General features: G+C 38.3%; 24 protein-coding genes and 4 pseudogenes. 1 reads left to right on the top strand and 27 read right to left on the bottom strand.

Annotated features, from left to right (window positions below; all coding sequences use genetic code 11):
• A partial coding sequence (locus CXY28_RS04930; protein ID WP_001980378.1) for an outer membrane beta-barrel protein occupies positions 1-128 on the top strand: 128 nt, incomplete at its 5' end.
• A 143-nt stretch (positions 129-271) separates the two neighbouring features.
• On the opposite strand, the gene CXY28_RS04925 is transcribed toward CXY28_RS04930, so the two are convergent.
• The 27 genes and pseudogenes from CXY28_RS04925 to CXY28_RS04800 all read right to left on the bottom strand — a co-directional run bounded on the left by CXY28_RS04925 (position 272) and on the right by CXY28_RS04800 (position 25773).
• On the bottom strand, positions 272-1000 hold the full coding sequence (locus tag CXY28_RS04925; RefSeq protein ID WP_100979736.1) for a TerC family protein: 729 nt from the start codon (positions 998-1000) through the stop codon (positions 272-274).
• 6 nt (positions 1001-1006) lie between these two features.
• The gene (corA, locus tag CXY28_RS04920) at positions 1007-1963 is read right to left on the bottom strand and encodes a magnesium/cobalt transporter CorA (protein ID WP_000248511.1); all 957 of its coding nucleotides are present in this window, start codon (positions 1961-1963) and stop codon (positions 1007-1009) included.
• 15 nt (positions 1964-1978) lie between these two features.
• Positions 1979-3187: a phosphoglycerate kinase gene (locus CXY28_RS04915; RefSeq protein WP_100979734.1), complete on the bottom strand. Its 1209-nt coding sequence runs from the start codon at positions 3185-3187 to the stop codon at positions 1979-1981.
• Positions 3188-3202: 15 nt separating this feature from the next.
• Positions 3203-4195: a type I glyceraldehyde-3-phosphate dehydrogenase gene (gene gap / locus CXY28_RS04910; protein WP_100979732.1), complete on the bottom strand. Its 993-nt coding sequence runs from the start codon at positions 4193-4195 to the stop codon at positions 3203-3205.
• Between the two features lie 88 nt (positions 4196-4283).
• Positions 4284-4985, bottom strand: a complete 702-nt coding sequence (gene ung / locus CXY28_RS04900) for a uracil-DNA glycosylase (RefSeq protein WP_100979728.1) — start codon at positions 4983-4985, stop codon at positions 4284-4286.
• The gene (locus CXY28_RS04895) at positions 4982-5704 is read right to left on the bottom strand and encodes a 1-acyl-sn-glycerol-3-phosphate acyltransferase (RefSeq protein WP_100979726.1); all 723 of its coding nucleotides are present in this window, start codon (positions 5702-5704) and stop codon (positions 4982-4984) included. The genes ung and CXY28_RS04895 overlap by 4 nt, the downstream gene beginning before the upstream one ends.
• Positions 5691-6854, bottom strand: coding sequence for an SH3 domain-containing protein (locus CXY28_RS04890; protein WP_100979724.1), 1164 nt, complete (start codon positions 6852-6854; stop codon positions 5691-5693). Before CXY28_RS04890 ends, CXY28_RS04895 begins: the two co-directional genes overlap by 14 nt.
• A 6-nt stretch (positions 6855-6860) precedes the next feature.
• Positions 6861-8225, bottom strand: a complete 1365-nt coding sequence (locus tag CXY28_RS04885) for a S41 family peptidase (RefSeq protein ID WP_198542618.1) — start codon at positions 8223-8225, stop codon at positions 6861-6863.
• A 110-nt stretch (positions 8226-8335) separates the two neighbouring features.
• A pseudogene (locus CXY28_RS09030) lies at positions 8336-8461 on the bottom strand (DNA methyltransferase); the annotation flags it as partial.
• A pseudogene (locus CXY28_RS04880) lies at positions 8451-8894 on the bottom strand (HpyAIV family type II restriction enzyme); the annotation flags it as partial. The pseudogenes CXY28_RS04880 and CXY28_RS09030, both read right to left, overlap by 11 nt.
• An 8-nt stretch (positions 8895-8902) precedes the next feature.
• Positions 8903-9640: a hypothetical protein gene (locus CXY28_RS04875; RefSeq protein ID WP_100979720.1), complete on the bottom strand. Its 738-nt coding sequence runs from the start codon at positions 9638-9640 to the stop codon at positions 8903-8905.
• Positions 9641-9811, bottom strand: a complete 171-nt coding sequence (locus tag CXY28_RS08675; RefSeq protein ID WP_162982121.1) for a hypothetical protein — start codon at positions 9809-9811, stop codon at positions 9641-9643.
• Positions 9812-9829: 18 nt separating this feature from the next.
• Positions 9830-10264, bottom strand: a pseudogene (locus CXY28_RS04870) (DNA-methyltransferase); the annotation flags it as partial.
• A 119-nt stretch (positions 10265-10383) separates the two neighbouring features.
• Positions 10384-11517: a type ISP restriction/modification enzyme gene (locus CXY28_RS08610; RefSeq protein WP_157819744.1), complete on the bottom strand. Its 1134-nt coding sequence runs from the start codon at positions 11515-11517 to the stop codon at positions 10384-10386.
• On the bottom strand, positions 11474-13870 hold the full coding sequence (locus tag CXY28_RS04860; protein WP_100979718.1) for an N-6 DNA methylase: 2397 nt from the start codon (positions 13868-13870) through the stop codon (positions 11474-11476). Before CXY28_RS04860 ends, CXY28_RS08610 begins: the two co-directional genes overlap by 44 nt.
• 24 nt (positions 13871-13894) lie before the next feature.
• Positions 13895-14716 carry a carboxylating nicotinate-nucleotide diphosphorylase gene (nadC, locus tag CXY28_RS04855; RefSeq protein WP_100979716.1) on the bottom strand — a complete coding sequence of 274 codons (822 nt, stop codon included), beginning with the start codon at positions 14714-14716 and terminating at the stop codon, positions 13895-13897.
• Positions 14716-15720: a quinolinate synthase NadA gene (gene nadA / locus CXY28_RS04850; protein ID WP_100979714.1), complete on the bottom strand. Its 1005-nt coding sequence runs from the start codon at positions 15718-15720 to the stop codon at positions 14716-14718. The genes nadC and nadA overlap by 1 nt, the downstream gene beginning before the upstream one ends.
• Positions 15710-16513 (bottom strand): phosphatidylserine decarboxylase, encoded by an 804-nt coding sequence (locus tag CXY28_RS04845; RefSeq protein ID WP_100979712.1) that lies wholly within the window; start codon positions 16511-16513, stop codon positions 15710-15712. The genes nadA and CXY28_RS04845 overlap by 11 nt, the downstream gene beginning before the upstream one ends.
• Positions 16507-17013, bottom strand: coding sequence for a DUF6115 domain-containing protein (locus CXY28_RS04840; RefSeq protein WP_000953107.1), 507 nt, complete (start codon positions 17011-17013; stop codon positions 16507-16509). Before CXY28_RS04840 ends, CXY28_RS04845 begins: the two co-directional genes overlap by 7 nt.
• Before the next feature lie 12 nt (positions 17014-17025).
• The gene (locus CXY28_RS04835) at positions 17026-17520 is read right to left on the bottom strand and encodes a hypothetical protein (protein ID WP_198542617.1); all 495 of its coding nucleotides are present in this window, start codon (positions 17518-17520) and stop codon (positions 17026-17028) included.
• Complete coding sequence (mqnP, locus tag CXY28_RS04830) at positions 17513-18355, bottom strand: menaquinone biosynthesis prenyltransferase MqnP (protein WP_232779984.1); 843 nt, start codon at positions 18353-18355, stop codon at positions 17513-17515. Before mqnP ends, CXY28_RS04835 begins: the two co-directional genes overlap by 8 nt.
• Positions 18356-18425: 70 nt before the next feature.
• On the bottom strand, positions 18426-19739 hold the full coding sequence (locus tag CXY28_RS04825) for a ComEC/Rec2 family competence protein (RefSeq protein ID WP_198542616.1): 1314 nt from the start codon (positions 19737-19739) through the stop codon (positions 18426-18428).
• Positions 19736-21202 (bottom strand): replicative DNA helicase, encoded by a 1467-nt coding sequence (locus CXY28_RS04820; protein WP_100979706.1) that lies wholly within the window; start codon positions 21200-21202, stop codon positions 19736-19738. Before CXY28_RS04820 ends, CXY28_RS04825 begins: the two co-directional genes overlap by 4 nt.
• 10 nt (positions 21203-21212) lie before the next feature.
• The gene (locus tag CXY28_RS04815; RefSeq protein ID WP_100979704.1) at positions 21213-22607 is read right to left on the bottom strand and encodes an NAD(P)H-hydrate dehydratase; all 1395 of its coding nucleotides are present in this window, start codon (positions 22605-22607) and stop codon (positions 21213-21215) included.
• Between the two features lie 2 nt (positions 22608-22609).
• Positions 22610-23797, bottom strand: coding sequence for a copper-sensing histidine kinase CrdS (crdS, locus tag CXY28_RS04810; protein WP_100979702.1), 1188 nt, complete (start codon positions 23795-23797; stop codon positions 22610-22612).
• Complete coding sequence (gene crdR, locus CXY28_RS04805; protein WP_100979701.1) at positions 23778-24419, bottom strand: copper response regulator transcription factor CrdR; 642 nt, start codon at positions 24417-24419, stop codon at positions 23778-23780. Before crdR ends, crdS begins: the two co-directional genes overlap by 20 nt.
• 82 nt (positions 24420-24501) lie before the next feature.
• Positions 24502-25773 (bottom strand): annotated as a pseudogene (locus CXY28_RS04800) (restriction endonuclease subunit R).
• Positions 25774-25797: the final 24 nt, after the last annotated feature.

Raw genomic sequence — 25797 nt, 5'->3', positions numbered from 1 at the left:
CTCAACATGGCATTGAACTAGGTTTTAAAATCCCTACGATCAACACAAGCTACTATTCTTTCATGGGTGCTAAACTAGAATACAGAAGGATGTATAGCCTTTTCCTCAATTATGTGTTTGCTTACTAGGTGGCGCAAATCCTCTTTTTAAGGGGGTTTCATTGCGAAATGCCCCTATGTGCTTATGAATTTTGATTAAAATTTGGTTGTTCACAAAAACATGAAAGCCTTTTACAAACAATTTCTTTAATTTTGTTTTTAAAAAACGCTTTTTAACTTTTTTTCATTTTCTTTTCTATGAAAATGTTCAAGCATTCTATGAGCAAGGCAAAACCAATACCCGCATACAAATAATTTTTATCAACATGCAAATGCAAGCCTTCTAAAAACAAAAACACGCCTACAACGAGCAAAAACACAAAGGCTAAAGTTTTGATGCGATAATGTTTTTCAATAAAATCGCCAACGATTTTGGAAAAAAACATCATCACGATTACAGATAAAATAATAGCAAGCGCCATGACTTCTAGGTGTTTAGCGATCCCAATAGCCGTGATCACGGAGTCTAAAGAAAAGACAATGTCTAAAAACATGATTTCTATTAAAGTGATGGAAAAGCTAAACGCTTTTTCTTGGTGTTTTTCTTTAGGGTAGATCTGCTCTTTTAATTCCGCTAACGCTTTAAAAGCCAAAAACGCCCCCCCTACAAGCAGCACCACATCACGCCATGAAAAGCTCATGCCCGCTATAGTGAATAAAGGCTTTTGCAAATGTATGATAAAAAACAAGCTCCCTAAAAGCCCTATACGAGCGATCATCGCTAAGCCCAAGCCTAAAATCATGGCCTTATTTTGCTGGTGTTTGGGGAGTTTATAGACCATCACCGTGATAAAAATGATATTATCAATCCCTAGAACGATCTCTAAAAGCGTGAGCGTAGCCAAGGAGACTATGCCATGCGGTGTAGAAAGAGCGTCTAAGAGTGAGGATAAAAATTCCATGAAAGGCTACAACCAACCCTTCTTTTTAAAATAGAGCACAGGCAAAATCGTAGAAATCGCCATGACAATCAGCGCAAAAAGATACCCGTATTGCCATTCTAACTCCGGCATGAATTTAAAGTTCATGCCATAAATCGTGCCAATCAATGTGGGGGGCATCATCGCCATGGTCGCCACCGTGAAGAGCTTGATGATTTTATTTTGCTCCACATTGACTTGAGAAGCGAACAGGTTTTGAATGTTATCAAGCGAGTTGAGATTGACCGTTGTAGACTCCACTAAAGAGCTAAAATCGGTTAAAATGATATTTAAATTATTTTTGGTATCGCTATCCACTTTATTGCTCCTTAATAAAGCGGTAATAATGCGCCGTTTGTCAAAAAAGGAATCCCTTAAAGCCACATTAAATTCTTGCAAATTGGACAAGCGCACTAAAATATCATCATGCGTAGAAGTTTCTTTGAAAATGATGTTTTTGCGCAACAGGCTCGTTTGTTTGTTGATCCACTCTAGGCATTCTACCCCTTTTTCAAAATACACTTCAAAGATTTTGGTTAGAATATCAAATCCGTCTTCAAATTTTTTAGGGCTAGCCAAAACCTTTTTTTGAATAGAATCAAAGATTTCTAAAGTCCCGTAATAAATCGTGAAAAGAATGTTATTGGACAAAATAAAGGTCGCCATTTCCGTGTGGAAAGTCTCATTTTCATCCTGGTTAGTGAAAAAGGCGTTGATCGTAACGCTGGAGCTGTCTTCCCAATATTTGGTTACCGATGAGACTCGTTGGGAATGATCCGTGTTGTAGTGGATAGCGTATTCTTGGCTTAGAGTGGCTAATTCATTGGGCGTGGGGTTGATTAATTCAAACCATAACACTTCATTTTCTTCTATATCAAAGCCATTGAAATCATTAAAGCGTTTTTTAATGACAAATTTTTGCTGTTTGAAAAACACGTTCACCATAAGCGATCCTTAGAGTTAATGGCGTTTATCCAAAACCTCAAAACAAGGTAAAATTTTGCCCTCTAACAATTCCAAACTCGCTCCCCCACCGGTAGAAATAAAACTCATGTTATCCTTTTCGCCCGCGCGGTTGATCGCATCAATGGTATCGCCCCCACCAATGAGCGAGAAAGCGTAAGTGTCAGCGATCTTATGGGCTAAAAAGGTTGTGCCTCTGGCAAATTCTTGCTTTTCATGCACACCTAAGGGGCCATTCCATAGGATCGTGGGTGCGCTCTCTATGACTTCAGAAAATAATTTCACGCTCGCAGGCCCTATATCAGCGATCTTGTGTTTAGGCTCAATGTCTTGGACGGGTGAAATTTTAATGTGTTTGGGGTTGAGAATGTCATCAGTGGTTACAGCGTCTATGGGTAAATAGACTTTGACTTTTTTTTCTTTTGCGCTTTGCAATAACTCTAGGGCGTCTTTTATCAAAGCGTCTTCTACAGGAGAATCTTGCACATCATAGCCTAAGGCTTTTAAGAAGGTGTTACTCATGGCTCCAGCAATGATGAGCTTGTCAATGAGATCTAAAATATTTTTTAACAAGGTGAGTTTGGAGCTGACCTTAGCCCCCCCTACAATCAACAATAAAGGGCGTAAAGGGTGGTTAAACGCCTGATAAAACGAATCAATTTCTTTTTTGAGTAAAAACCCGCTCACTTTAACAGGGGCGAATTGCGCCGTGCCATAAGTGCTGGCATGCCTTCTGTGGCTCGTGCCAAAAGCGTCATTCACAAACACATCGCACAAGCTCGCTAAATCTTTAGCCAGATTTTCATCATTTTCTTCTTCGCCTTTTAAAAAGCGGATGTTTTCTAAAAGAAAAATCCTTGTGGGCGCGTTTTCGTTTAGGGCTTGTTTGAGTTGCGCGATATTTTGAGAAAAAACCACTTCATGATTTAAGAGTCTTTCAAGGCGTTTTAAAAAAGGTTTCAAGCTCAATTTTTCTTCAACCCCTTTAGGGCGGCCCAAGTGGCTCACTAAAATAATATCCTTAGCCTTATTGTCAATACAATATTGGATGGTAGGCAAGCTCTCTCTAATGCGCGTATCATCAGTGATATTCAAATTTTCATCTAAAGGCACATTAAAATCCACTCTAATAAGCACCCTTTTATGGCTCACTTCCACTTCTTGAATGTTTTTAACATTTTGCATAAACGACATTTTAGCTAACATGAAAAATCCTTTCTTTTAATTTTGTGCTATATATTGCGCCATGTCTATCAAGCGCTCGCTATAACCCATCTCATTGTCATACCATGCCAATACTTTAGCATTTTTTTCGCCTATTGTCATGATTTGATCATCAATCACGATCGCGCTAAAAGGCGAAGAAATAAAATCGCTTGAAACAAGCCTTTCTTCATCAATACCCACAACCCCTTTAAAGGCATGCTTACAAGCGTCTTTAAGCGCATGCTGAACGCTCGCTTTACTCACGGATTTTTTAAAATTTAAAGACAGATCCACTAAGCTCACATTAGGGGTAGGCACTCTAATCGCAAGACCTGTAACTTTAGGGCCTAAATGCGGTAAGACTAGCGAAATGGCTTTGCTCACGCCGGTGCTTGTGGGGATAAGGTTTAAACCAGCCGCTCTAGCGCGGCGGATGTCTTTGTGCTTGGTGTCTAAGAGGTTTTGATCGTTAGTGTAGCTGTGGATGGTAGTTAAAAGCGCGTTTTCTACTTTAAAGGCTTCATCTAGGATTTTTAATAAAGGAGCGGTAGCGTTAGTCGTGCAAGAGGCGTTAGAGATCACGCTTTCGTTATGGTAATGGGTGTGGTTCACCCCATAGACAAAGGTGGGTGTATTTTGTGCGGGAGCGGAGATGATGACTTTTTTCACGCTGTTTTTAAGATGAGCGCTTGAAGCTTCTAGGGAATTGAATTTCCCGGTGCATTCTATGATGATTTCTGCGTTAGCGACAGAAAAATCAAGCTTGTTAATATCTCGCTCGCTCAACACTAAAATATTTTTACTATGCCCGATATTTAGGGTTCTATTGGCGTTTAATTTGGCTTCAAAATGCCCATGCACGCTGTCATGGCGGATCAAATGCAAAAGAGTTTCTAATTCAGCGGTAGAATTGATGGCTACAATCTCTATATCTTTTCTTTGACTAGCAATTCTTATAGCACACAAACCGATGCGCCCGGTCCCATTGATAGCGATTTTAATTGACATGTTTTCCCTTTATTTAAAAATTGCCATTTTATCACAAATGCTCTTAAATAAAGGTATTCTTAAGGGGTTCTGTCTCATTAAGCATCAATCACAAACTAAAATCAAAATCCTTGCGATAAACCTCTCTATAAGCTTTTTGAACGCTTGTAAAAACCCCACTCCCTAAAAACCCCCTAGATAAGGGGCTAGGGTGAGGGGCTGTGATGATGATGTGTTTGTTTTTAGGGATTAGCGCGATCTTTTTTTGGGCGACTTTCCCTAATAACACCACGATTAAAGAGGAAATCGTTTTAAAAAGGCGCATCAATATTTGATCGCTAAAAGCTTCCCAGCCAATATATTTGTGCGAAGCGGCTTGGTTTTTTTCCACGCTTAAAATGGCGTTCAATAACAGCATGCCCCTTTTAGCCCATGCGCTCAAATCCCCACAACAAGGCATAGGCACGCCTAAATTCGCATGCAATTCTTTAAAAATATTTTTTAAGCTTGGGGGGATGGGGGCGTTTTTTTCCACGCTAAAGCTCAACCCCATCGCCACCGGCAATTCTTGCTCATTTTCTAGGTAGGTGGAATGGTAGGGGTCTTGCCCTAAAAGGATGATTTTAACCGCGCTAGGGGGCGTTAGATTGAGCGCATAAAACAGATTAGAGCTTTTAGGGAAAGTGGTTTTAGGGCTTTTTAGGGCTTCTAAGTAGCGTTTTTCTATTTCTAAAAAATAAGGCTTTTTAAATTCGCTTTGCAAAAACTCCCGCCAAGCTAAACTCAAAGGAGCGTAGTCAAAAAGCTTCATTGTTCGCTAGGGTTTAATTCATGGTAGTGTTTTAAATACTCTTTTTGCATGCGTTCTTGTAATTCTTCATACCAGGTGGGCGAATTAAAATCAGGCGTATAGCTTTCTAGCATGACTAAACGGGTGCGCGTTTTATAGGCTTCTAGGGGCTTGGAATTAAAGATTTTAATGGAATTGATTAACACCATGGGCTGGATTTTGAGCTGGAATTTTTCAGCGATAATCTTAGCCCCTTGCTTGAAAGGGAGGAATTTTTCTCCCCCTTTGCCTCTAGTGCCTTCAGGGAAAATCACTAAAGGGCGGTTTTGGTCTAGCTTTTCCTTACACGCTTTCAAAAGGCTCACAATCCCCTTTTTATCCTCTCTGTCAATTAAAATCATTCCCGTATCCGTTAAGGCATGCCCATAAAAGGGGATTTCACCCAGCTCTTTTTTAGCGATCCAGCAAATATTACTGGGGTGGTAGGCTTCTAAATAAATGATGTCTAGTAAGCTTTGGTGGTTTAAGACAATGAGTTTAGCGTCCGTATCAAAAGAACCTATTTTTTCTAAATTAACCCCAGTAAGGGAAAAAAAGCACAAACAAGCCCTACGGCTGGAGCGGGCGTTATTGTTTTTGCGGTTAAAGTAATTGAAAACAATGATAACAGCTAGTCCTATAGCGATCACTAAAGCCCTATAAATCGCTCTTAAACGATTGGATTTTTTATTTGATTTCATCTTTTTTGACCCATCCTATTTGTTCATGCGGCGTTAGGATTTTGTAATAATCATCATGCGAACCTAAGATTTTAATCGGCATTTCATTTTTAGAGAGCCCTAAAATGGTGGAATTTTGCGTGGGCAGAATGCGGATTTTTTTATGAGCGAGCAATAGGGCTGATTTTTGCGTGAATAAAAGGTGATACAAAACAAACCCTAAGCACAAAACCCCAAGCCCTAAAAAAATGAGTTTGTGCCCAAAAATGAAAAACAACACCAAGAAAAACACGCACAAAGCAAGCAGTGCCACATTAGAAAAAACTAAAAAATTGTTTTTAGGGATGAGATCGCTTTGAATACCGGTAGTGTCTTGAGTGGGAATGGTTGAAAAAGATAAGGTTTTAAATTGCCTATTAGAAAGCGAAAAATAATCAAAAGAAAGGTTTTGAATGGTTTTAGGCAACACGCAATAATAAAAAACGCTCCCTTCTTTAGCCTTGATCTGGTTTAAAGAGGCGTTATCAAACCCTTGCTTGATCGCTTCTTTGATGTGGAAATCTTCCCAAGTGGCTTCTTTGAACGCTATTTCCATCACCAAAATATTGTTTTTATCGTCATAATCTTTGGTTTTGTATTGCACAACTTGTAAATCTTTAGCCATGACATTCGCGTAACGAGGGTTTTTGGACAAATCCGTTACTTGTAAAGTAACTTTTGGGGCTATGGAATGATCGATGTATTTGTCTTTATTGGAAAACGCGCTCACTTCTAAAGACGGGATACTCGCTTTTATGCCCTTAATCTTGTAATAATAAGTCGCTCTGAAAAGCTCTTTTTCCACCTTTTTCCATTTGGGCATCTTATTCAAAAGCTCAATTTGGGTTTTATCCAACCCGTCTTTGATTTTGGCTTCCAAAAACTCAGCGTCAAACAGCAATAAATCATAAGTTACGCCTATAATTTGACCGATATAAACCGGGTTGTTTTCTAAATCTTCTAATTGGGGGATTTTCACATAAACCACTTTAGCCTTGATTTCTTCTGGCTCAGAAGTGTTTTCAGCAACCAAAAAGCTTATCAAAAAGCTTAAAATCAAACTGATGATTTTAAGGATTTTGATTGAGTGGGTGCAAAAACTCATTAACGATTTTTCAAATAAAAACCCCATGAGTTTTTATTTCTTCTTAGGCACTTTTTCATCCATTTTCTCATCCACGATAGACCAGGTTTTCAAGCTGTCAATAGCGGTTTTTAGCTGAATATCATCATTGATCATTTTAGGAGTAACCTCTTTTTCCTCTTCATTTTTCTTGTCTTTATCCGCCTCTTTGGAATTAGGGGTTTTGTTATCAATCTTTTTAAGCTCTTGCTCTAAATGGTGTTTTAGATCCGCTTCTTTCAAGCTGAATTTATTTTCATTTTCTGGCGCTTTACCCGGATAAATCACAATATCAGGCGTGATCCCCTTAGCCTGAATGGTGCGCCCGCTCGGCAAATAATAGCGTGCGGTCGTGATTTTAATGGCTTCGTCTTTATTGACAGGGAGCAGCATCTGCACGCTTCCCTTACCAAAGGTTTTTTCACCGATAATCACGGCTCGTTTGTGATCTTGCAGTGCCCCTGCGACGATCTCGCTCGCGCTCGCTGAACCGCCATTGACTAACACCGCTATAGGCAAATTGGTATAAGGGGCTCTGCCGTTAGCCTTGTATTCTAAATTTTCTTCTTTGTTTTTGCCTTTTTGAGAGACTAAAACCCCCTCTTTAATGAAGAGGTTAGACAAGCCCACCGCTTGGTTTAATAACCCTCCAGGATTGCCTCTTAAATCCAACACGATCCCCTTAGCCTTAGGGTTAGCTTTTAAGCCGTCTAAAACCGATTTGGTAACATTCTTGTCAAAACCACTCACTCTCACATACAGATAAGGGGTTTCTTTAATCTTTTTCACATAGACAGAGGGGAGTTTAATGATGTCTCTAATGATGTTAAACACCAAGGGTTTTGGCTCGTTTTTTCTCACAATGGTGATCTGAATAGGGGTCTTTGGCTTGCCGCGCATGAGGTTGATCGCATCATCAATGCTCATGCTCAGCGTGCTTTCGTTATTGATTTTTAAAATGTTATCGCCTGACTTAACCCCAGCCTTGTAAGCTGGAGTGCCTTCTAAAGGGGCAATAACGGTTAAAACGCCATCGCGCATGCCCACCGTGATCCCAAGCCCCCCAAATTCGCCCTCGGTTTGGGCTTGAAATTCCTTAAACTTCTTTTCATTCAAATACGCTGAATGCGCATCCAAATTAGAGAGCAAGCCCTCAATCGCTTTAGTCATGATCTCAGAAATACTGATTTTATCCACATACTTTTTTTCAATTTCTGAAACCACATTAGAGAAACGACTGAACGCTTCCACCCTTTTAGCCGCTAATTCTTGCGGATCTTCTTTAACCGGCTTGACCGGCTTTTTTTCTTTAACTTCACCACCATGCAAACTCACAGCAAGAGAAATCGCTAACAACCCTTTAAAAAGTCGTTTTGTCATTGTTAATAGCACCACCCATTTTTAAGATTAGAAAGAATCACCTTTAAGGTTTTATTCAATTTTTTGCGTTTATTCTATCTAAAATTTAGATAACATGCCCATTCATTCACTCATTTTGAGCCTAAACGATACAACAAAAACGCGTAACTCCCCGATCCATTCAAATGCAAATCACAAAGCATGTTCGTTACAAAAACATTAGAAATGGGACTTACTTGAGAGCCTCTATCGCAAAGACAATAACCTTGCCGCTAACTTTAACGCTAATTGCTGGTAAATCGTTTTATTCTGTTGTCTCAAATGCTCTACTAATATTTTTAAAACTTTTTGTTCTGGGAATAAAATTAACACAAGATTGAAAATTTCATCATTATCCAAAAGTTTTCTATAAACGCTTGGCACTAAATCTTTGATTTCTTTAAAGCTCTCTAAAGGATTTTCATCAAAATTCAAACTGGGTAAATCGGGTAAGGTTTCACGCCATCGTGCTAAATGGGTTAAAACCTCATCCCAAACTTGCGGGACATTAAGTTTTTCAAACAACTCCTTACCATAACACAAACTCAAAGGCACGCCATAATCAACAGATAATTTTTGCAATTCTTCCTTATAATAATTTTGATTTTTATTCAAACTCTCATCTATAAAATAAAAATAGCCTTGAATGTTTTAAATTTTCAATTAAAAAATGTTTTTACATGTAAAAAATCATCATGCATATGAGCAATGGGGTTATGATAAATATCTAAAATAGCAGTGTAGCTTTTAATTTTATAGCGTTCTTTTATTCTCTTGTATGGTTCTTTTTCTAACTTTTTAAAAGCTTTTTGCAAATCTTTTTCTTTTAGCAAAATATAGAAATCAAGATTAAATTCCAATAATTGTAAGGTGCGTTGCAAAGCTGGTTCTAGTGTGCTTATGCTATCCACAATTTCAATAGCTCTTTTAGGGAAAATAAAACCTTTAGGATTAAACCAAAGCACATCAATTTTTTTACTTGTATCTAAAATTTCTTTATAAGTAAAATTAGGAATAGTGCGTAAGGTTGTCAAATCTGATAAAAGCACATTATTATAACTAGCCTTTGGATCAGCACTATAAGTGTCTAATTTTAAAAAGTTACCCATTTCTACGCAAACACCTTCCATAAAGGAATGCATGCGAATGGGGTTTTCTTGAATTTCTTTTAGCTCTTCTTCTTGATAGTCTAAAAGGGCATACAATGATAGCCCTACTTTTTTAAAATTTTTATGATTTCTAATCTCTCTGTATAATACCCCTCTAAGCCCAGCCTCCCATTTTTTAGGGGCTCTAATGCTAGGATAGTATTTTTCAATTTGGTTATATAGGATAGTCCAAGAAACAATCCCTTTATTATCCTCCATAACTTTTTTAATTGCATCAACTTTTGTCATTTATTTTTTGCCTTTTTTTGCCTTTGGCTTTTTGTTTTCAATCTCCACAATTTGAGAGCGTCCAATCCCCAAAGCTTCTGCAATGCTTGCAAAAAATAACCCTTGCTCTCTTAGTTCTTCTGCTTGTTGATCGGTTTTTTTAATTTTAATTTTTAAAAATATGGTATCCATTTATCTTTTCCTTAATTTTTTAGTGCACCAAATAAGCGTCTCATGGGCGTTGCATAGTCTCTTGCCAGCAAAATTGGGCACCGGGTTGCTCTTGTGCCAAATAATATCGTTGAGTATCCAAAACCCTAAATTTTGCAAATGAAAACCAATTCTAAAAATATTTTGGAAACTCCCTATCACACAAATACTGCCATTATCTTTTAAAATCCTTTGGCATTCTTTTAACCAACCCAAACAAAAGGTATCGTATTCTTTAAAAGAGCCAAATTTATCCCAATGATCCTCAACGCCTTGAAATTTTGTGCCTTCAAAGCGCTTCAATTCCCCCTCTGTTTGCATAAAATATGGGGGATCAGCAAAGATAAAATCAACGCTTTTATTAGGAAAATCTTTCAACTTTTCTAAACAATCCCCCTCTATGATAGTGTTTAAGTTTTCTTTTAAAAAATCCATGATTAACTAACCTTTTATATCTGCTACTCTAGCCATTTTAACACAAGCGTTTTAAGGCTATCTTAATGTTTGGTCCCTAGCTTTGTTCTCATCAAGCGATAGAATCTATCTATTCTCACCTATTTTAAACGATACAACAAAAACGCATAACTCCCCGATCCATTCACATGCAAATCACAAAGCATGCCCGTTACAAAAACATTAGAAATGGGGCTTACTTTAGAGCCTCTATCGCAAATGAGAGCGAGATTAGGCAATACAGAATAAAGGGAAGGCTGAACCTCCGCCTCTGCGGTAGATATTGTTGTCGCTTGCTTCTTTGCTGATGAATGCGGCATCAAAGTCAAATTCTCCGATGGCTTTGGCTTGACGCGATAAGATAAGGGCGGTATTGGTGTTAAATGGGGGGGGGGTGGATTGTGCAAGATTTCTTGCATTAACGCTTCGCTGTCGTTCCCTTTTAAATGAGGCAAATCGCTCGTTAAAAATCCAAGCGTTTTTTGGATTTCAATCGTGCGCGCGATGACTTTAATGATATGGGTTACATGATCAAAGTCGCAAGGCTCGTTTTTGTGGCTTTTTAAATATTTGTCTAAAACGCAATACCCCCCTATCCTATAATCATAAATTTCTTCACTCACCCCCCTAAAATAAGCGTTATGGTTGATATAAAGGCGTTGTTCTGGCTCGTTATAAGAGGGCTTTTTGATGATGGGGTTACGCTCATCTTTATAGCAAGATTCGCCTATGGTGGCGTCTTTTAGTTTTTCAAAGCTGTAATTCAGGCTTTCTTTATTTAAAACATGCAAACCGATCAACTCAATCCCTAAAAGGCTTAAAGCCCTAAACAAATCTTTATCTTCTGTGAAAAGGATTTTAGGGTAATCGGCTTTGAGGAAATCTTCATAGCGCTTGCGGTAATTTGGGGAATACAATAACGCATAAATATAGCCTAAAATCTCTAGCGGCTCAAAAGAGTGGTTATAATGCTTGTCTATAAAGCTTCTAAACTCTGGCGTAAAATTTTCGGTGTAGTTAGGATCTCTAAACTGATAAAGGGGGTAATTAACCCCGGCTCCATTGCCCCCAGAGCTTAACCCTTGATCGTTAATGCTAGAGCTTATAAAGCATTGCGTCCAACTTTTATCATTGTTTTTTAGCTGTCGTGGGGTGTTTAGCGCGACATTTTTGCGCGTTTGATTGGGTGTTTTAGGGTTTGTTGGGGGGGGGGGGTAACATGTGCTTAAATGTATTTTCCCTTGCTCTTTCTAGTTTTTTGGTGTCGTAATAAACTTTGCGTATATCAAAAGGACGATAGTGAATGTCTTTGATGCATTGTTCATTAAATTCATTACAATATTTTAAAACTTGCTCTTTTAAGCTTTCAGTGTTGTTGGCAATAAAAATTCTATCTTTTCCTGTAGCAATCCCCACACTTGAGATTTGAAACATATCCTGAACGCTAAAGCCTTGTTCGTATTCCTCTAACAAGGGCGTTTCTTGGGGTATGAGTAAGTAAAAAGGCGTTCTTGGGGCAAGCTCAAGCCACTCAATACTATTCAAATCGTTTTGGGCTAAAAAGGCGTATTTTTCAGCCCTTTGGCCATAAACATCATAATAGCGGATTTTTGGCTTGGTGATTTGCGCCTTTTTGACAAAAAGGTTAATGGACACGCCTTGCATGATATTGAAAACATTTTCATCTTTTGTGCCTTGTGGGGTTTTCTCCTTTTTCCTCGCATTTCCATGCAAATTGAGAATATAAAGCTCATCGTAGCATTCTAAAAGAGAGCGCCTCAACCCCCTAAAAGTAGGGTTGTCTAAAAAGGCGTTGTTAGAGATAAAGCCAAAAAGGCCATGCCCTAATGATTCGATCTTGTTTTGAGCGAAACGCATGAATTTCACATAATCGTCTAAGAGCCATTTAGGGTTTTTCTCCTTTTGCAGTTTGTATTTGGAATGGAGGTTTTTAAGTGCCTTTAGAGCTTTTTTGTTTTCGCTTTCCTTTTGTTTTTGAATGTTTTTTAAAAGCGTTTTGATTTCATCGGTAAGTTTAACATTTTTTTTAGTTTCTATTGTTTGGAATTTGGGCTCTATGCCGTAAGTGGCTTTCACTTCCCATTCAAACAAGCCCTCATTACTGCTCGCCCCGCTATAAGGGGGATTACCGGTGATGATAAGGATATTTTCATCTTTTTTAATTTCTTGAGCGCTTTTAAGCTCTGTTTCAAAAATCGGTTGCAACCCACGATAAGCGATAGTCTCACTAGGCTGTATGAGGGTGTTGGTTAAAATGATTTTAAGCGCATCGTCTTCTTTGAGAGGCTTTTTAAATTCCTCCTTAAAGGCTTGGCTGAGATTCAAGTGAGCGATCGCATAAGGAGCGATCAAGTATTCAAACCCATAAAATTGCTTTAAGAGGTTTTGGTATTTGTCCTCTTTAGTGGAGGTGCCTCCATCGCTTGTCTTTCTCATTTCTAAGGCTTTCCTGAACGCTTCCAATAAAAAAGTGCCTGTGCCGGTGGCAAAATCTAAAAGCTTGATATTTTCGTTATCTAATGCGCTTTTTAAGCCTAAGGGAGCGTCTTTGAAATGCGTTTTAAGCAAACTATCCAAAGCGTTAATGATGAATTCCACTACCGAATCTGGGGTGTAATACACGCCCTTACTCTCTCGCAATTTTGGGTCATAAGCGCTCAAAAAGGTTTCATAAAAGTGCAAATAAGGGTCTTTATCGTCATTCAAATCTTTAAGGATAGAAACCATATCAACATGATTGATCAAGCTTAGAATTTCATTTAAAAGCCATTGGATTTCTTTGATTGCATCAAGTTTCTTTAAAAAATCCGCCATTTCTCTGATCACAGCGAAATTTTTAGGGATAAAACTTCTCACATTATTCAAATCAATTTTTTCAAAAGGGTGGTTGAGCTTGGCTAAAAAAAGGCTGTAGGTGAGCGTTTGAGCGAGTGCATCGCTAAAGTCTTCAAAGCTCAATTCTTCATAAAGATATGCTTTAAAATTATTAAAAATGCTAGAAACTTGCGTTTTTTCTTGGTTTTGGATTAAAGCGTCTTTTAAATACCTGGTGTGCGGGCTTAAATGCGTTGCGAAATCTTTAGCGTTAGTGATAGGGGCTGCTTCGTAATTGAAAAAGCTTTTGAACAATTCAATTAAATCGCTCTCGGTTTGTGTTTTGGGGTTTAGGGGTTTAGAGAGTTCATCAAGGCTAGCGATAGAGATTTCTTTTTTAATGAAAGGAGCGTTGTTTTCATCTTTCCCCACCCACATGAAATTAAGGTAATCGGTGAGCATGAGGTTAGGGTTTAATTCTAAATATTTAAGGATTTGATCGCTTTTTAAGAGCTGGCTAAGGTTAGTCCCTACCCTTTTATTTTCTATATAGCCAATGTTTAGCCCTTGAAAAGAAACGCGAAAATCAGGCTGACCCCCTTGTTTGTCTCTGTTAGGCTCATGTTCAATCTTATATTCTTTATTGAAATGGTCTTTTAAACCCTTAAGCAAGTTGTATAAAGAAGGGCGGTGCGTGAGTTCATTCTTTTTATCCGTAATGTCTTTAATGCTTTCTAAATATTCTTTTAGCATGTTAATAACCCCTTTTTAAAGTCTTTAAGCCATTTTCATGTGCATGTCAATAAAAGTGGCTTGATGGATTAAAGCCCCTACGCTAATGGCATCCACGCCGCTTTTGGCGTAAGCGTTGATGCTCTCTAGTGAAATGTTCCCACTCGCTTCTAGTAAGACAAAAGGGTAATGCGCCTCTCTGTAAGCGGCAATTTCTTTCGTTTCTCCAACGCTCATGTTATCGCACATCACAATATCCGCTCCCGCGTTCATGGCGTTTTTGGCCTCTTCAAAGCTCTCGCATTCAATTTCAATTTTAGCCGTGAAAGGCAAGTTTTTTCTGGCATGCGTTAAAAAGCTTTTTAAATCTTTCACATGCTTTAAATGCGTGTCTTTAAGCATTAAAGCGTCATCTAGCCCCAAGCGGTGGTTGCTCGCTCCCCCATTAAGCACCGAATATTTTTCAAAGATCCTTAAAAGGGGTCTGGTTTTTCTCGTATCCAACAAACGCACTTTGTGAGAATCTAAAGCTTCTACAAAACGACTCGTTAAAGTGGCGATCCCGCTGCTGTGTTGCAACAGGTTTAAAAGGGTGCGCTCAATCTTTAAAAGCATGCTAAAATCCCCCCTAATCTCCATTAAAGTGTCTTTAGGTTTGAAGCGTTCTTTATCTTTAATCGTTTTAACGCATTCAATGCCGGTCATTTGAAGCAACTCCAAAGCGTATTTTTCGCCTGAAAACACGCCCTCTTGTTTAGCCCTAACAAAAGCCGTGGCTTTAAAATCCTTTTCTAACACCCTTTCAAACAAATCCCCATGCCCTAAATCTTCTTTTAAAGCGCATTCTAAAAAGGTTTTTACCTCCATTAAGATAACTCCATCATTTTAGTTAAAGCGAGTTTGGCTAAGCGCGTCACCTCATCTTTTAATTCAATCGTATTATAAGCCCTGTGGTTTTTATAGGCTTTTAAGACTTCAAACAAATCTTTTAAAGTCGTTTCGTTCATGGTGGGGCAAAGAGCGAGCGTGCTAGAAAGAATGAAAGTGTTTTGATGATTTCGCTTGGCTTTCAAGCGGTTGACTAAATGGCTTTCAGTGCCTATGGCGACTTTTTGATTAGGGCTTAGATTTTCTACAAACTCTATGATTTGACTCGTTGATCCGCTAAAATCAGCGTTAGAAACCACGCTAGGCTCGCACTCTGGATGGACAGCGATTAAAATATCCGGGTATTTTTGGCGGTAAAATTCAATGTCTTCTAATTTGAAAAGCTGATGCACCGAACAAAAGCCGTTATAACAAACCACATCGGCGTTTTTGATTTCTTCTTTGCTATTTACGCCTAGAATCGCGCTTTTTAAGCCATTTTCTAGGGCTAGATTTTCCCCCAAGCATTTATCCGGTAGAAAAAAGATTTTTTTATTTTGTTTTAGGGCATGATTAAAGATTTTAGAAGCGTTCCTGCTCGTGCAGACCACGCCGTTATCTTTAGCGACTTTGGCTTTCACTTCAGCGTTAGAATTGATATAAGTGATAGGGTAAAATTCTTTAACGCCGTATTCTTTCAATAAATGAACGCTTCTATCGTAGTAATGGCTGTCTATCATTCTTGCCATAGAACAGCATGAGAGTTTGGGCATGATCACTTGTTTGTCAAAGGCTAGGGCTTTCACGCTTTCACCCATGAAATGCACCCCGCAAAACACGATGAGGTTTTTATCGCTTTGGCTTGCGATTTTGGCTAATTCCAAGCTGTCCCCTGTATAATGGGCTAACTCTACAATCTCATCTTTTTGATAAAAATGAGCCACTAAAAGCGCGTCTAAATCGTTCAACAATTCTAAAATAGAAGTTTTTAAATCAGTTGGCATGAAATTCCCCTATACTTTCCCCAAACTTCACGCTTTTTTCTTTCAAATCCTTAAAAGCGGTGTTTTGAATGAATAAAACGATCGTAGAGCCCATTTCAAAATTCCCTAAATTATCCCCTTTTTTAACCTTAATCGGCGGGTTGTAAGAGTAGGTTTGCGTGAAACGGGCTTTAGCGTTAGTTTGGATATTCTTATCAAAATTAAAACGCATTTTACCCACATTTAACGCTCCCACCGCTACAAAATACAACCTATTGCCTTGAATGTCTTTTGCAACAAGTGCCACTCTTTCATTGCCCACAAACAGATTGTTGTTTTTGTGTAATGAGGGCTTATTGACTGGCAGTAATTTCCCCGCAAAATAACGAGCTTCTAAAATTTCTAAATCGCAAGGGGCGTGGTAGTGGTGGTAATCTTTGGGCGAAAGGTAAAAATTCACATAGAAAAAAGAAGGGCTTAAGGGGTTGATTTCGCCCACTAATTCATGCACTTTATAGGGCATGCCTTTAATCTGTAAAGCACTATCGTTGTCTAAAAAAGTGCATTCGGTGATCAAAGCGTCGCAAGGCGCAATGCAAATATTAGGGGCTTTGTCAAAGGGGCGTTCTTTTTTTAAAGAGCGCGTGAAAAGAGCGTTCAAACTCTTGTAGTTTTCTAAAGGCTCAAACTCGCTCAAATCAATTTTAAAAATCTTAACGTAAAGGGCGTTGATGCCTTTTTGGATAAAAGAAGGGAATTTATAGCCAGCCACAGAGCCAAAAACTCTTGAAAGAGCGTTGCTTAAAGCTACCATTTTAACCCTGCCATGTTCAGTATAAATTCCACCTCGCCCTTACTCACTTTAAACTCTTTAGAAATAGAATCCACGCTATAACCTTCTTGATACATTTTCAAAACCTGTTTTTCATTGATCTCATCGCTAGCGGCATAATGCCCCATGTCTTTGAATTTGTTTTCTAAAGTAATGATTTTTTCTTCTAAGTAATCGCGCTCTTTGTCCATGGATTTTTGGATTTCTTGCAACTGGTTATAAAGGTGTGAAAGAGTCGTTCTTAATGAGCTATCCTCTTTAGCGCTTTTTTCTAAAGAAAGGCCTTCCAAACGCCCCTCTAATTCTTTCAAACGCTTAGAATAGATATAATTTTCTTGATAAGATTCATCTAAGGTTTTTTCTAAACGCCTCATTTTATGGTAAAACTCTTTTTCTTTAAGATACAAATACCCCACCAAGCACACCAACACCAATAAAATCGCCCCCAAAACGACCATAAACAAATCATTAGAAGATAACATTACCGCTCCCGTTCATAATTTCAAGCCTTTTCTTTCGCTATGGACAATGAAAGAATCATAACGCTTAATATCTAGGGCATGCATGCGAGTGATTTCTAAAAAATCTTTATCCCTTGCCACGCCAAAAAAGGCTAGGATTTTCCCTTCTAACACGCAACGCCCATAGTAAGTTTGAGGCGCTATCAGGCTTTGTTTTTTAATGCAAATGAGTCCATGCCCTAAAGCAGCGATGCGATCCTTTTGCTCTAATTCAAGTAAATTTTCTTTTAAAAGCAGGCTTTCTAATTTTTCTAATTTAAAATACAGCGCTTTGAGCAATTCCAGAGTGTCATTTTCAACGTTCAAGCGTGAAAAATCAAAGCCAGAATTTAACCAATCAAATTCTTCTAATACCGCTAAAGAGCGTTTAGTTTTAGAGATAAACCTTTCATAAGAGAACGATAAATCGCACTGGACTAAGCGCGTTTCAAACCCTAAAGCTTGGGATCTTAAAACCAACTCATGCATGCTTGAACCCCACATCAAGGACAATAAAAATAAAAAACACCACCCCCAAATAGCCATTACTCACAAAAAAGGCTTTCGGGATGTTTTTATAATCTCTGGCCACTAAGATCTGCTCATAGAGTAAAATCAAGGCTGAAACCCCTAATCCTAAATACGCAAAAATCCCCCCATGATAGCATTTCACAAAAAAAAGCCAGCACACAAGCGCTACAAGGTGTGAGAGCCTTGAGAGATTCAAGCACCATTTTTCCCCTAATTGACTAGGAATGGAAAACAAGCCCCTTTCTTTATCAAACTCCATATCCTGTAAAGAATAGAGCAAATCAAACCCAGCCACCCACAGCATCACCCCTAAAGCCAAAAAGACATTCCATAAAGGAATATCCCCTAAAACCGCCACGCTTCCCGCAATGGGAGCCAAACCCAAAGCCAAACCCACGATGAAATGTGCCAAAGAAGAAAAGCGCTTGAAATACGAATACCCCCCCAAAATGATTAAAAAAGGTAACGAAAGCTTGAACGCTAAAGGGTTAATGAAATAGCTCACCCCCACGAACAAAAGAGCGTTTAAAGCGCTAAAAATGACCATGCCTTTAACGCTGATCCTGCCATCCACGCTCGGGCGGTTTTTCGTCCTTGGGTTATCCTTATCAATATCCCTATCCACCAAGCGGTTAAACCCCATAGCGAAGTTTCTTGCCCCTAATAAAGCTAAAAAACAAAGGATTAAGGTTTCTAAGTCAAAAAAGAGCGTTTGATTTTTTTGATAGGAGCTTATGACCATAGCCATGAGTAAAAACATGCTAGAAAATATCGTATGCTCCAAAGCGACCAATTCGCTTAAAGCTTTGATTTGGTGCGTGATTTTTTTAAGCAATTATTTGATCCCTAATAAAATGACTTTTCTAACCCACAATTGAACTAGGCATTATAATATATTGATAGCAACAATACAAGAAAAAGCCCGTGCTTAAAACATTCATGCTTAAATAAACCTTAAAAAAACGCGCACTCACAATCGTTAAAAATAAATGCGCCCCTAAAAGCCATAAAGGCGAAGAAACCGAAATCGTAGGGATTGTTAAAGGCATGCTTAGAATATGATCCAATAAAGATCCCAAACCCACCGCATGCAAGAACAAACTCAAAGGGAAAAACACGATAAAAATCAAGCCTAAAGGAATGCTAAAGAGCTGGTAGGGCGAAAACATAGGGAAAAAGGCATGCGCGATAATGAGCATGTTCAAAAACACCAGCACGCTTAAGCTTATGGCTTGAAAAGATCGCGCCAAAAAAGAAGAGGTTTTAAAAAAAATTTGAGTGTGTTTTAAAAACAAAAAGATATACCACACCCCACAAACAGAAAGCAAAAACCCCACGCTAAAAAGCAATTTAGGGAGTAACGCTATGGCGATACAGCACGCTAAAACCAAAAGCTTAAAACTCAAAAGCCTTACCCCAAAAAAGCATGCCAAAAACCCTAATAAGCCCATTAAAAACGCCCTGAAAAAAGAGGGTAAAAAATCTAATAGCAGTAAATACCCTAGCAAAAAAACCCACACCAAAACCCCTATATCATAAAAAGCGTTCCTATAAGGGAAATAGCGTTTTTGTAAGGGGGTATAAAAAAGCGAAAAAAGAAAATACACGCTAACGCTCAAAATCCCTAAATGGAACCCGCTAATGGCTAGTAAGTGGTTGATCCCTAGCGCGTTAGCCCTGTCTCTTAAGTCTTTATTCAAGCTATCCCCTATGAATAACGCGCGATACAAATTACCCACTAAAGCGTTGGAATGAACGCTATCAATGAAATGGCGCACATGCGATTTGAAATTGTGTTTTCGTGTTAAAGAAAAAGAATAAGTTTGAAAAAAGCATGATTTTAGAGACTCTAAGAACGAGCAAGATTTGATCCTGCCAAAAAATTGCGCATGGCGGTATTGGAGGTTTTTTAAAGGCTCTTTAATGGTGGTGTAAAAGATCATGCCCTTTGATTGGAGCTTTAAGACAAAATAGGTTTTTTGATCTTTAGTTTTAGGGTATTGCAATAAGATTTGAGCGTTCAGGCTTGTAGGTTTTGAAAAATCAAGCTTTTGGTAATTCAAGTATTCTAAATAAAGATTGATTGCCAACAAAAGGCTTAAAAACACCCCACACCATAAGTATTCTTTGGGGGTTGAAAGAAGTTCAAACGCCCCCTGAAAAGTTTTATCTTTCAAGTTGTAACTATATCATAATCCACTTTAGTTTCTTGTCCCTCTTCTAAATGAGAATCTATGGGCATGTCTTCATAGCGCGTGAAAGGAGCGTTAAAGCGCGTATAAACCGTTCCTGTAGCCCCATTCCTGTTTTTAGCCACGATGATTTCAGCCTCTTCAATGCTGCCATTTTGCTTGTGGATACGCCTTTCTTCATTAACTTTTAGGTGCAACTCTTGCGCCTCTTCAATTTTGCCTTCTTTTTTGAGTTTGTCTATTTTGTTGTCTTCAGCCCTCATTTGATAGATATAGCCTCTATATAAAAATAAAACAATATCAGCGTCTTGTTCAATCCCTCCGCTGTCTTTAATATCCGAAAGAATGGGCCGTTTATCGTCCCTATTTTCCAGGCTGCGGTTGAGTTGCACTAACGCTATGATAGGGATTTCTAATTCTCTGGCTAAAGTTTTAAGCTCCCTTGAAATTTCAGCGATTTGCTCATGGCGCTCTTTAGTGGCTTTGCTCCCTGACATGAGTTGCAAATAGTCAATAAAAGCGATACCCAATTCCTTGTGTTGGGATTTAAGCTTTCGTAGTTGCAAGCGGATTTGCTCTATTCTCACATAACTTTTATCGTAGAAAAAGAGTTTTTTGCAAGAAAGGTGATCGTAACATTTGGCTAAATTTTCCCATCGATCATCATCAAGCCTCCCGCTTTCTAAATCATGCATGTTAATAGAAGTGAGATCCGATAACGCCCTTAAAGCGAGTTGCTCTGCAGACATTTCTAAACTAAAAACCGCTACCCCCCTATCGTCATTGAGCGCGCTTAAGACCATGTTCATCATCAAACTGGTTTTACCCATAGACGGCCTTGCCCCTATAATGACTAAACTCCCCTTATTAAAACCGCTCGTATAATTATCCAATTGGACAAAGCCAGTCGGTATGCCAGTAACTTCCAAACTCCCTTTTCTTTGGTTTTCTGTAATAAGATCCATCGTGCTTGCAAGCACTTCTTTAATATCCCTAAAGCCCTCTATGGTGCTGCCATTCAATAACGCATAGACTTCTCGCTCCACAGCGCCTAAAATATCGCTAGATTTTTGCGCGCTTTCTAGGGCTTGCTCTCTAATGGTGTTAGCCAAGCCAAAAAGTTTTCGTTTAATGGAAGCGTTTTTAATTTCTTCCACATAGGCTTCAATATTATCTATAGGGCTTGCCGCAAAAATAGCGACTAGATCCTCTTCTTTGATTTGCTTGTCTTTGGGCATTTTTTGGCGGATAAAATTCTCATCAATGGGGCAATCTTCTTCATGCAGTTTTAAAGCGATTTCAAAAAACAAGCCGTTAGGCGGGTAGTAAAAATCGCTAGGCTCTAAAACGCTATGGACCTCTTCAATCTTATGATTGGCCAACACAATGCCTGAAAGCACGATCCTTTCAATGTTTTGCAATTGTTGCAAATGCTTTAAATGATCCATTTTTATCCTTTTATAATCGTTTGATCTTTTCTATCAAATCTAGGGGCGTTAAAGCGTAATTATTCTTAAATTCTAAACCCGCTAGGGCGTGCGCTAGGCTTGCGTTAATAGCGGCGTCTAAAGGCGTGTAGTTTTGAGAAAGTAGGCTTACAATCAGTCCCGCTAACACATCGCCACTCCCAGCTTTGGCTAAAGCCACGCTCCCTAAATTGTTGATAAAAGTTCGCCCTTGATGAGCGATTAGGGTATTAGCCCCCTTTAAAAGCAAAACCACCTTGGGGTATTTTTGAGAAAAATCCCTTGCGATCTCTAGTTTATTGTCTAACAATTCTAGCATGCTTATATGGATCCCCACTAATTTTAACAACGATAAAAACTCTTTGGGGTGAGGGGTTAAAACGGCTTCTTTTTCTAAGGCTTGTAACACCTCTTTATGGTAAAAAACGCCCGCGTCTAAAACGCATGGGGCTAATTCAAGCCACTTGTTAAAATCCTTTGGGATATTTTCTAACCCCATGCCAAGAGCGAACGCGCTCAATAAGTTAGGGAAATTTTCACAAAAGACCAATTCTAAAGGCTTGTTATTAGAAGTTATCTCGCATTCTAACGCTTGAACGCTCACCACCCCAGATCCAAAACTTAACGCGCTTAAAGCGCTCAATAACCCAGCCCCACTATGCTTACCCAAAAGAACATGCGCATGCCCGTAATCGCCCTTATGAGCGTTTTTTCTATCCCTTAAGGGCAGTTTCAAATCGCTTTTTTCTAGTAAAAAAGTGTCTGTTGGGATTTCATAAACTTGATGAAAAACCCCCAAATGCCCCACTTCCAATTCCCCTACATAGTCTTTAGCCCTATCGCTCAATAAGCATGATTTGATAGCGCCCATGCTGATAGTCGTATCCGCTTTAAACGCCCTCTTATCCACCCTGCCTTTAGAATCTATCCCGCTAGGAATGTCGCAAGCGATTTTAAAGCGCGCTTTTTGAGAAAGGCTTTCAAAGTCTAAAAACGGCTCTAATTCGCCCTTAAAAGTGCTCCCTATCACGCAATCTATTAACACATCGCATTCTAAATCTTCATTCTTTTCTTCGTATGCTTTGATGACTACCCCCACTTTTTTAGCCCTTTCTTTTTGCAATTGGCACATGGGGCTTTTGGCTAATTTCATTTCAAAAACTAGCGTTTTAAAACGCCCCACTAAACGCCTAGCTAGAGCATAGCCATCGCCCCCATTATCCCCACTCCCACAAAGGATAATGACTTTAGCGCCTAAAGAAGCGTTTTGTAAAACCGCCCTTTCTAAAGCCATAGCGGCGTTTTCCATTAAAATGTCTTCGCTTAAAAGCCATTCTTCAATCGCCCTTTTGTCTAGGGCATTCACTTTTTCATACACTGAAAGCATTTTTATCCTTGAAAATGAATACAGAACGAATTTTCGTAAAACGATCCCTTTAAAGAGGGTTCGCTATGAATTTCTAAACGCATTTTATACTTTTCACACACTTTTTTCACTAAATCTAACCCTATACCATAACCCAACACGCTAGAATTGAAACGCGCGTAACGAACGCTTAATTCTTTAATCTTATCTTTAGGGATTTCATACCCTAAATTTTTCACTTTCAAAAACTCGCATGTTAGCTCTATGTGGATATACCCATGCATGACGCTGTATTTGATCGCATTCATGAGCAAATTGCTATAAAGCGAAATGAAATCCTGCTCTTTAGCCTTAATCTCCACTCCCACTAAATCGCTTTTAAATTCCAGCTTGTGGTAGTCTATCATCTCGCTAAAAAGCGTGTTTTCTTTAATAATCAGGGCTTTTAAATCTAAAAGCATGGGGGTTTCACGCTCAATATCTTGCATCACTAAATACGAGAGCGAGCGGTATAAAAAACTCATGCGCTGGATAGCGATTTTAATGCGGCGGTGCTGTTGGTTGTCTTCTAGGGTTTTTAAAGACAAGACTAAAGCGCTCATGGGGGTGTTTAATTCATGCGTGGTGTTTTTTAAAAAATGATCAATGCGGGTGATTTCATTCCTAATGGGCTTTAAAAACAAATGCCCTAAAAACACAGAAACCCCTATCACGCATAAAAACGCTATGACAAACACTAAAACAATGTTACGATACAAAGAAGAAAAATGAAGGGGTTTAGAATTTTTAAAAAGCATTTTAGCCACGCCTAAATGGGCGAAAGTTTCATCGCTAAACAGGTAATACTCTCCCCTAAAACTAAAAAAGCCCGCTTCTTTATGGGTTTTAATCAAATCCGCACTTTCAGGGATATTAGAATACAAAACACGCTTTTTACTATCAAAAAGGGCTATGGAAGCGTCTTTATAGCGTGAAATCAGAGCGTTTAAAGCGTTGTGGTAATCCCCATGCGTTTGCATGTGCAAGGCAACCACTTCACTAGCGATCTTAGAAGCCATTTTATCCATGTCCATGCGTATCATTTTGATTTTTTCGTTTTTTTCATAGTTAAACGCTAAAACGCTAATCACTAACATTAACACAAACGAAGAGCCTAAATAAGTCCCTAAAAAGAGTTTGAGGGATTTTTTTTCATAGTGGGTTAAAGCGATAGCCCACCCCCTTGTGCGTTTCTATGCAATTTTTACCTAAAAGCTTGCGCAACACTTTAATATAAGTGCGTAAGGTGGAATCATCAATAGCCTGCTCCCATAAATTATTTTCTAATACTTGAGAGCTAATGATTTGCCCTTTATGCTCTAAAAAGTATTCTAAAAGTTGGGCGGTTTTGGGCGACAAGATCTCTTTTTTGCCCCTGACACTCAAGCAATTTTGGTGATAAAAAATGTTAGGCATGATTTCTATGGGATCATCATTGAAAAACCTTTTAATGCGTGCTTCTAATTCGTCCAAATCAAAAGGCTTTTTCAAATAATCGCTCGCTCCTAAATTAAAAGCGTTTTTTAAGGTAGCGTTATCCTGTAAGGCGGTGATAAAAATCACAGGCGTAGAGATTAAAAAATCGTTTTTGATGCTCCTAAATAATTCCAAGCTATTCATTTCAGGCACTTGCACATCTAAAAGCAAGAGATTGAAGCGCTCAACCGAGAGCCTTTCATAAGCTTCTTTCCCATTAAAAGCGCAAAACACTTCATAGCCCAAATGCTCCAAAAATTCCTTGATACTCTCGCTTAAAAGGTAATCGTCTTCTAGTAAAAAAATCTTTTTTTGCATGGGGGTATTGTAGCGCTAATTGCCTTTATACTAAAAGCGGTTATGAAAAACGCTCTCTTAAAAAAGACACCGCCTTATTTTATCAGCCGTTTTTAGAGTGCAATAGATCCTTATTGTATTCCAACATGGCATTTTGTAAATCAAGTTTATATAACACATTTTTAATGTAAGTAAAATAAAGGCTTTCTTGTTCTTCTTTTAAACCTTTAGATAAAATCACATCGCAATTTTTAAAATACAAACAAATATGTTTATTTTGCGTTTGAGATATTTTCGCATGGTTAAAAGCGTCAACATAGATTAAGTTTTCCCATTTATCCAAAAGATCAAATTCTTCTATAGAGCGAGCCAAACATAAAGGCACAATATGATGCAACTCAAAGCCCTTTTCTTTTTTAACGCCATGTTTTTCAAAATAAAGGGCTTTCTCTTTAATAGAGCGTTTGAGTTTTTTATCGTTTTGTTTGCTTTCTTCATTGAGCGTTTTTAAAATAAGCCTCTCTTTATTGGTTTCAAAAAACACGCTTTGTTCTAGCAAGCTAAAAATCTGTTGGGCTTGATTTTTCCAATTATGATAATCTCTCTTTTCTAGCTTGTTCCCGTTAAAATGGTTAGGGTTGCAATAGTCTTACACTAACTCTTTTAATTTTTCTTTTTGGATACGGCTTAAACTCCTATATTCTCTAACATATTCTATAATTTCACTTCTAGTAAAATTTTCAATATTTAAAAATGTAACAAAAAACATCATTTCTTCAATGTCTAAATAATGATTGTCAAGCTCTATCATTACCTCTCTGCATTCTGCCCCAAAACCCTGTAAAAGATTTTCTAAAGCTTGCGTGTAACAAAAATTTTTTCTTAACAAATCTTGCGCGTTTAAAAATTCTATAGCTAAGGGAGTTAAACTAATATATTTAATATTGCTTTGAATGTAGGGGTTTGTAGGTTCCTTATTTTTATTGTAGCGTTCAATCAGCCCCATTCTATGCATATCTACAAAAAGATTTTTTCTCAAGCTATCTTGGGTTACTTGATTCTTTTTTCCTAAATTATCTTGAGACATTTCAGACTTGCAGATACTATCAACCACTTTTGCATAAACCTCTTCGCCTATGATATTGCTAGGGCGTTTGCTCATATCGGTGGTGCGAATTTGTAAAAAATCTCCTCCCACTTCATTAAAAATAGCTTGAATAATGGTTTTAATTTTATTTTGATCGTAACGATTGTGTTGGGATAAGTGTAAGCCCCTATAATCAGAACTTTTTATGCGGTTAGCTAAGAATTTCAAACACTTTTTACTAGGGTCAAGCTGTGTGATTTCTAGCAAAATTTTTTCTAATTTTAGCATGTTAAATATCCTTTTTTATTGGCA

The organism is Helicobacter pylori, from assembly GCF_002832345.1.
Classification (GTDB): Bacteria; Campylobacterota; Campylobacteria; order Campylobacterales; family Helicobacteraceae; genus Helicobacter; species Helicobacter pylori_CP.
The sequence above is the reverse complement of the archived record's forward strand: the minus strand, read 5'-3'. Positions and strand labels throughout refer to the sequence as shown.

Coding starts and splice junctions, on each gene's coding strand:
- CXY28_RS04875 (WP_100979720.1), bottom strand. CDS start 9,640: ATGACAAAAGTTGATGCAATTAAAAAAGTTATGGAGGATAATAAAGGG.
- CXY28_RS04915 (WP_100979734.1), bottom strand. CDS start 3,187: ATGTTAGCTAAAATGTCGTTTATGCAAAATGTTAAAAACATTCAAGAA.
- nadC (WP_100979716.1), bottom strand. CDS start 14,716: ATGGAGGTAAAAACCTTTTTAGAATGCGCTTTAAAAGAAGATTTAGGG.
- nadA (WP_100979714.1), bottom strand. CDS start 15,720: ATGCCAACTGATTTAAAAACTTCTATTTTAGAATTGTTGAACGATTTA.
- corA (WP_000248511.1), bottom strand. CDS start 1,963: ATGGTGAACGTGTTTTTCAAACAGCAAAAATTTGTCATTAAAAAACGC.
- CXY28_RS08675 (WP_162982121.1), bottom strand. CDS start 9,811: ATGGATACCATATTTTTAAAAATTAAAATTAAAAAAACCGATCAACAA.
- CXY28_RS04895 (WP_100979726.1), bottom strand. CDS start 5,704: ATGAAATCAAATAAAAAATCCAATCGTTTAAGAGCGATTTATAGGGCT.
- CXY28_RS04845 (WP_100979712.1), bottom strand. CDS start 16,513: ATGGTAGCTTTAAGCAACGCTCTTTCAAGAGTTTTTGGCTCTGTGGCT.
- CXY28_RS04860 (WP_100979718.1), bottom strand. CDS start 13,870: ATGCTAAAAGAATATTTAGAAAGCATTAAAGACATTACGGATAAAAAG.
- CXY28_RS04885 (WP_198542618.1), bottom strand. CDS start 8,225: ATGACAAAACGACTTTTTAAAGGGTTGTTAGCGATTTCTCTTGCTGTG.
- gap (WP_100979732.1), bottom strand. CDS start 4,195: ATGTCAATTAAAATCGCTATCAATGGGACCGGGCGCATCGGTTTGTGT.
- CXY28_RS04890 (WP_100979724.1), bottom strand. CDS start 6,854: ATGGGGTTTTTATTTGAAAAATCGTTAATGAGTTTTTGCACCCACTCA.
- crdR (WP_100979701.1), bottom strand. CDS start 24,419: ATGCAAAAAAAGATTTTTTTACTAGAAGACGATTACCTTTTAAGCGAG.
- CXY28_RS04835 (WP_198542617.1), bottom strand. CDS start 17,520: ATGCATGAGTTGGTTTTAAGATCCCAAGCTTTAGGGTTTGAAACGCGC.
- CXY28_RS04925 (WP_100979736.1), bottom strand. CDS start 1,000: ATGGAATTTTTATCCTCACTCTTAGACGCTCTTTCTACACCGCATGGC.
- ung (WP_100979728.1), bottom strand. CDS start 4,985: ATGAAGCTTTTTGACTACGCTCCTTTGAGTTTAGCTTGGCGGGAGTTT.
- CXY28_RS04840 (WP_000953107.1), bottom strand. CDS start 17,013: ATGTTATCTTCTAATGATTTGTTTATGGTCGTTTTGGGGGCGATTTTA.
- CXY28_RS04815 (WP_100979704.1), bottom strand. CDS start 22,607: ATGCTTTCAGTGTATGAAAAAGTGAATGCCCTAGACAAAAGGGCGATT.
- CXY28_RS04820 (WP_100979706.1), bottom strand. CDS start 21,202: ATGGATCATTTAAAGCATTTGCAACAATTGCAAAACATTGAAAGGATC.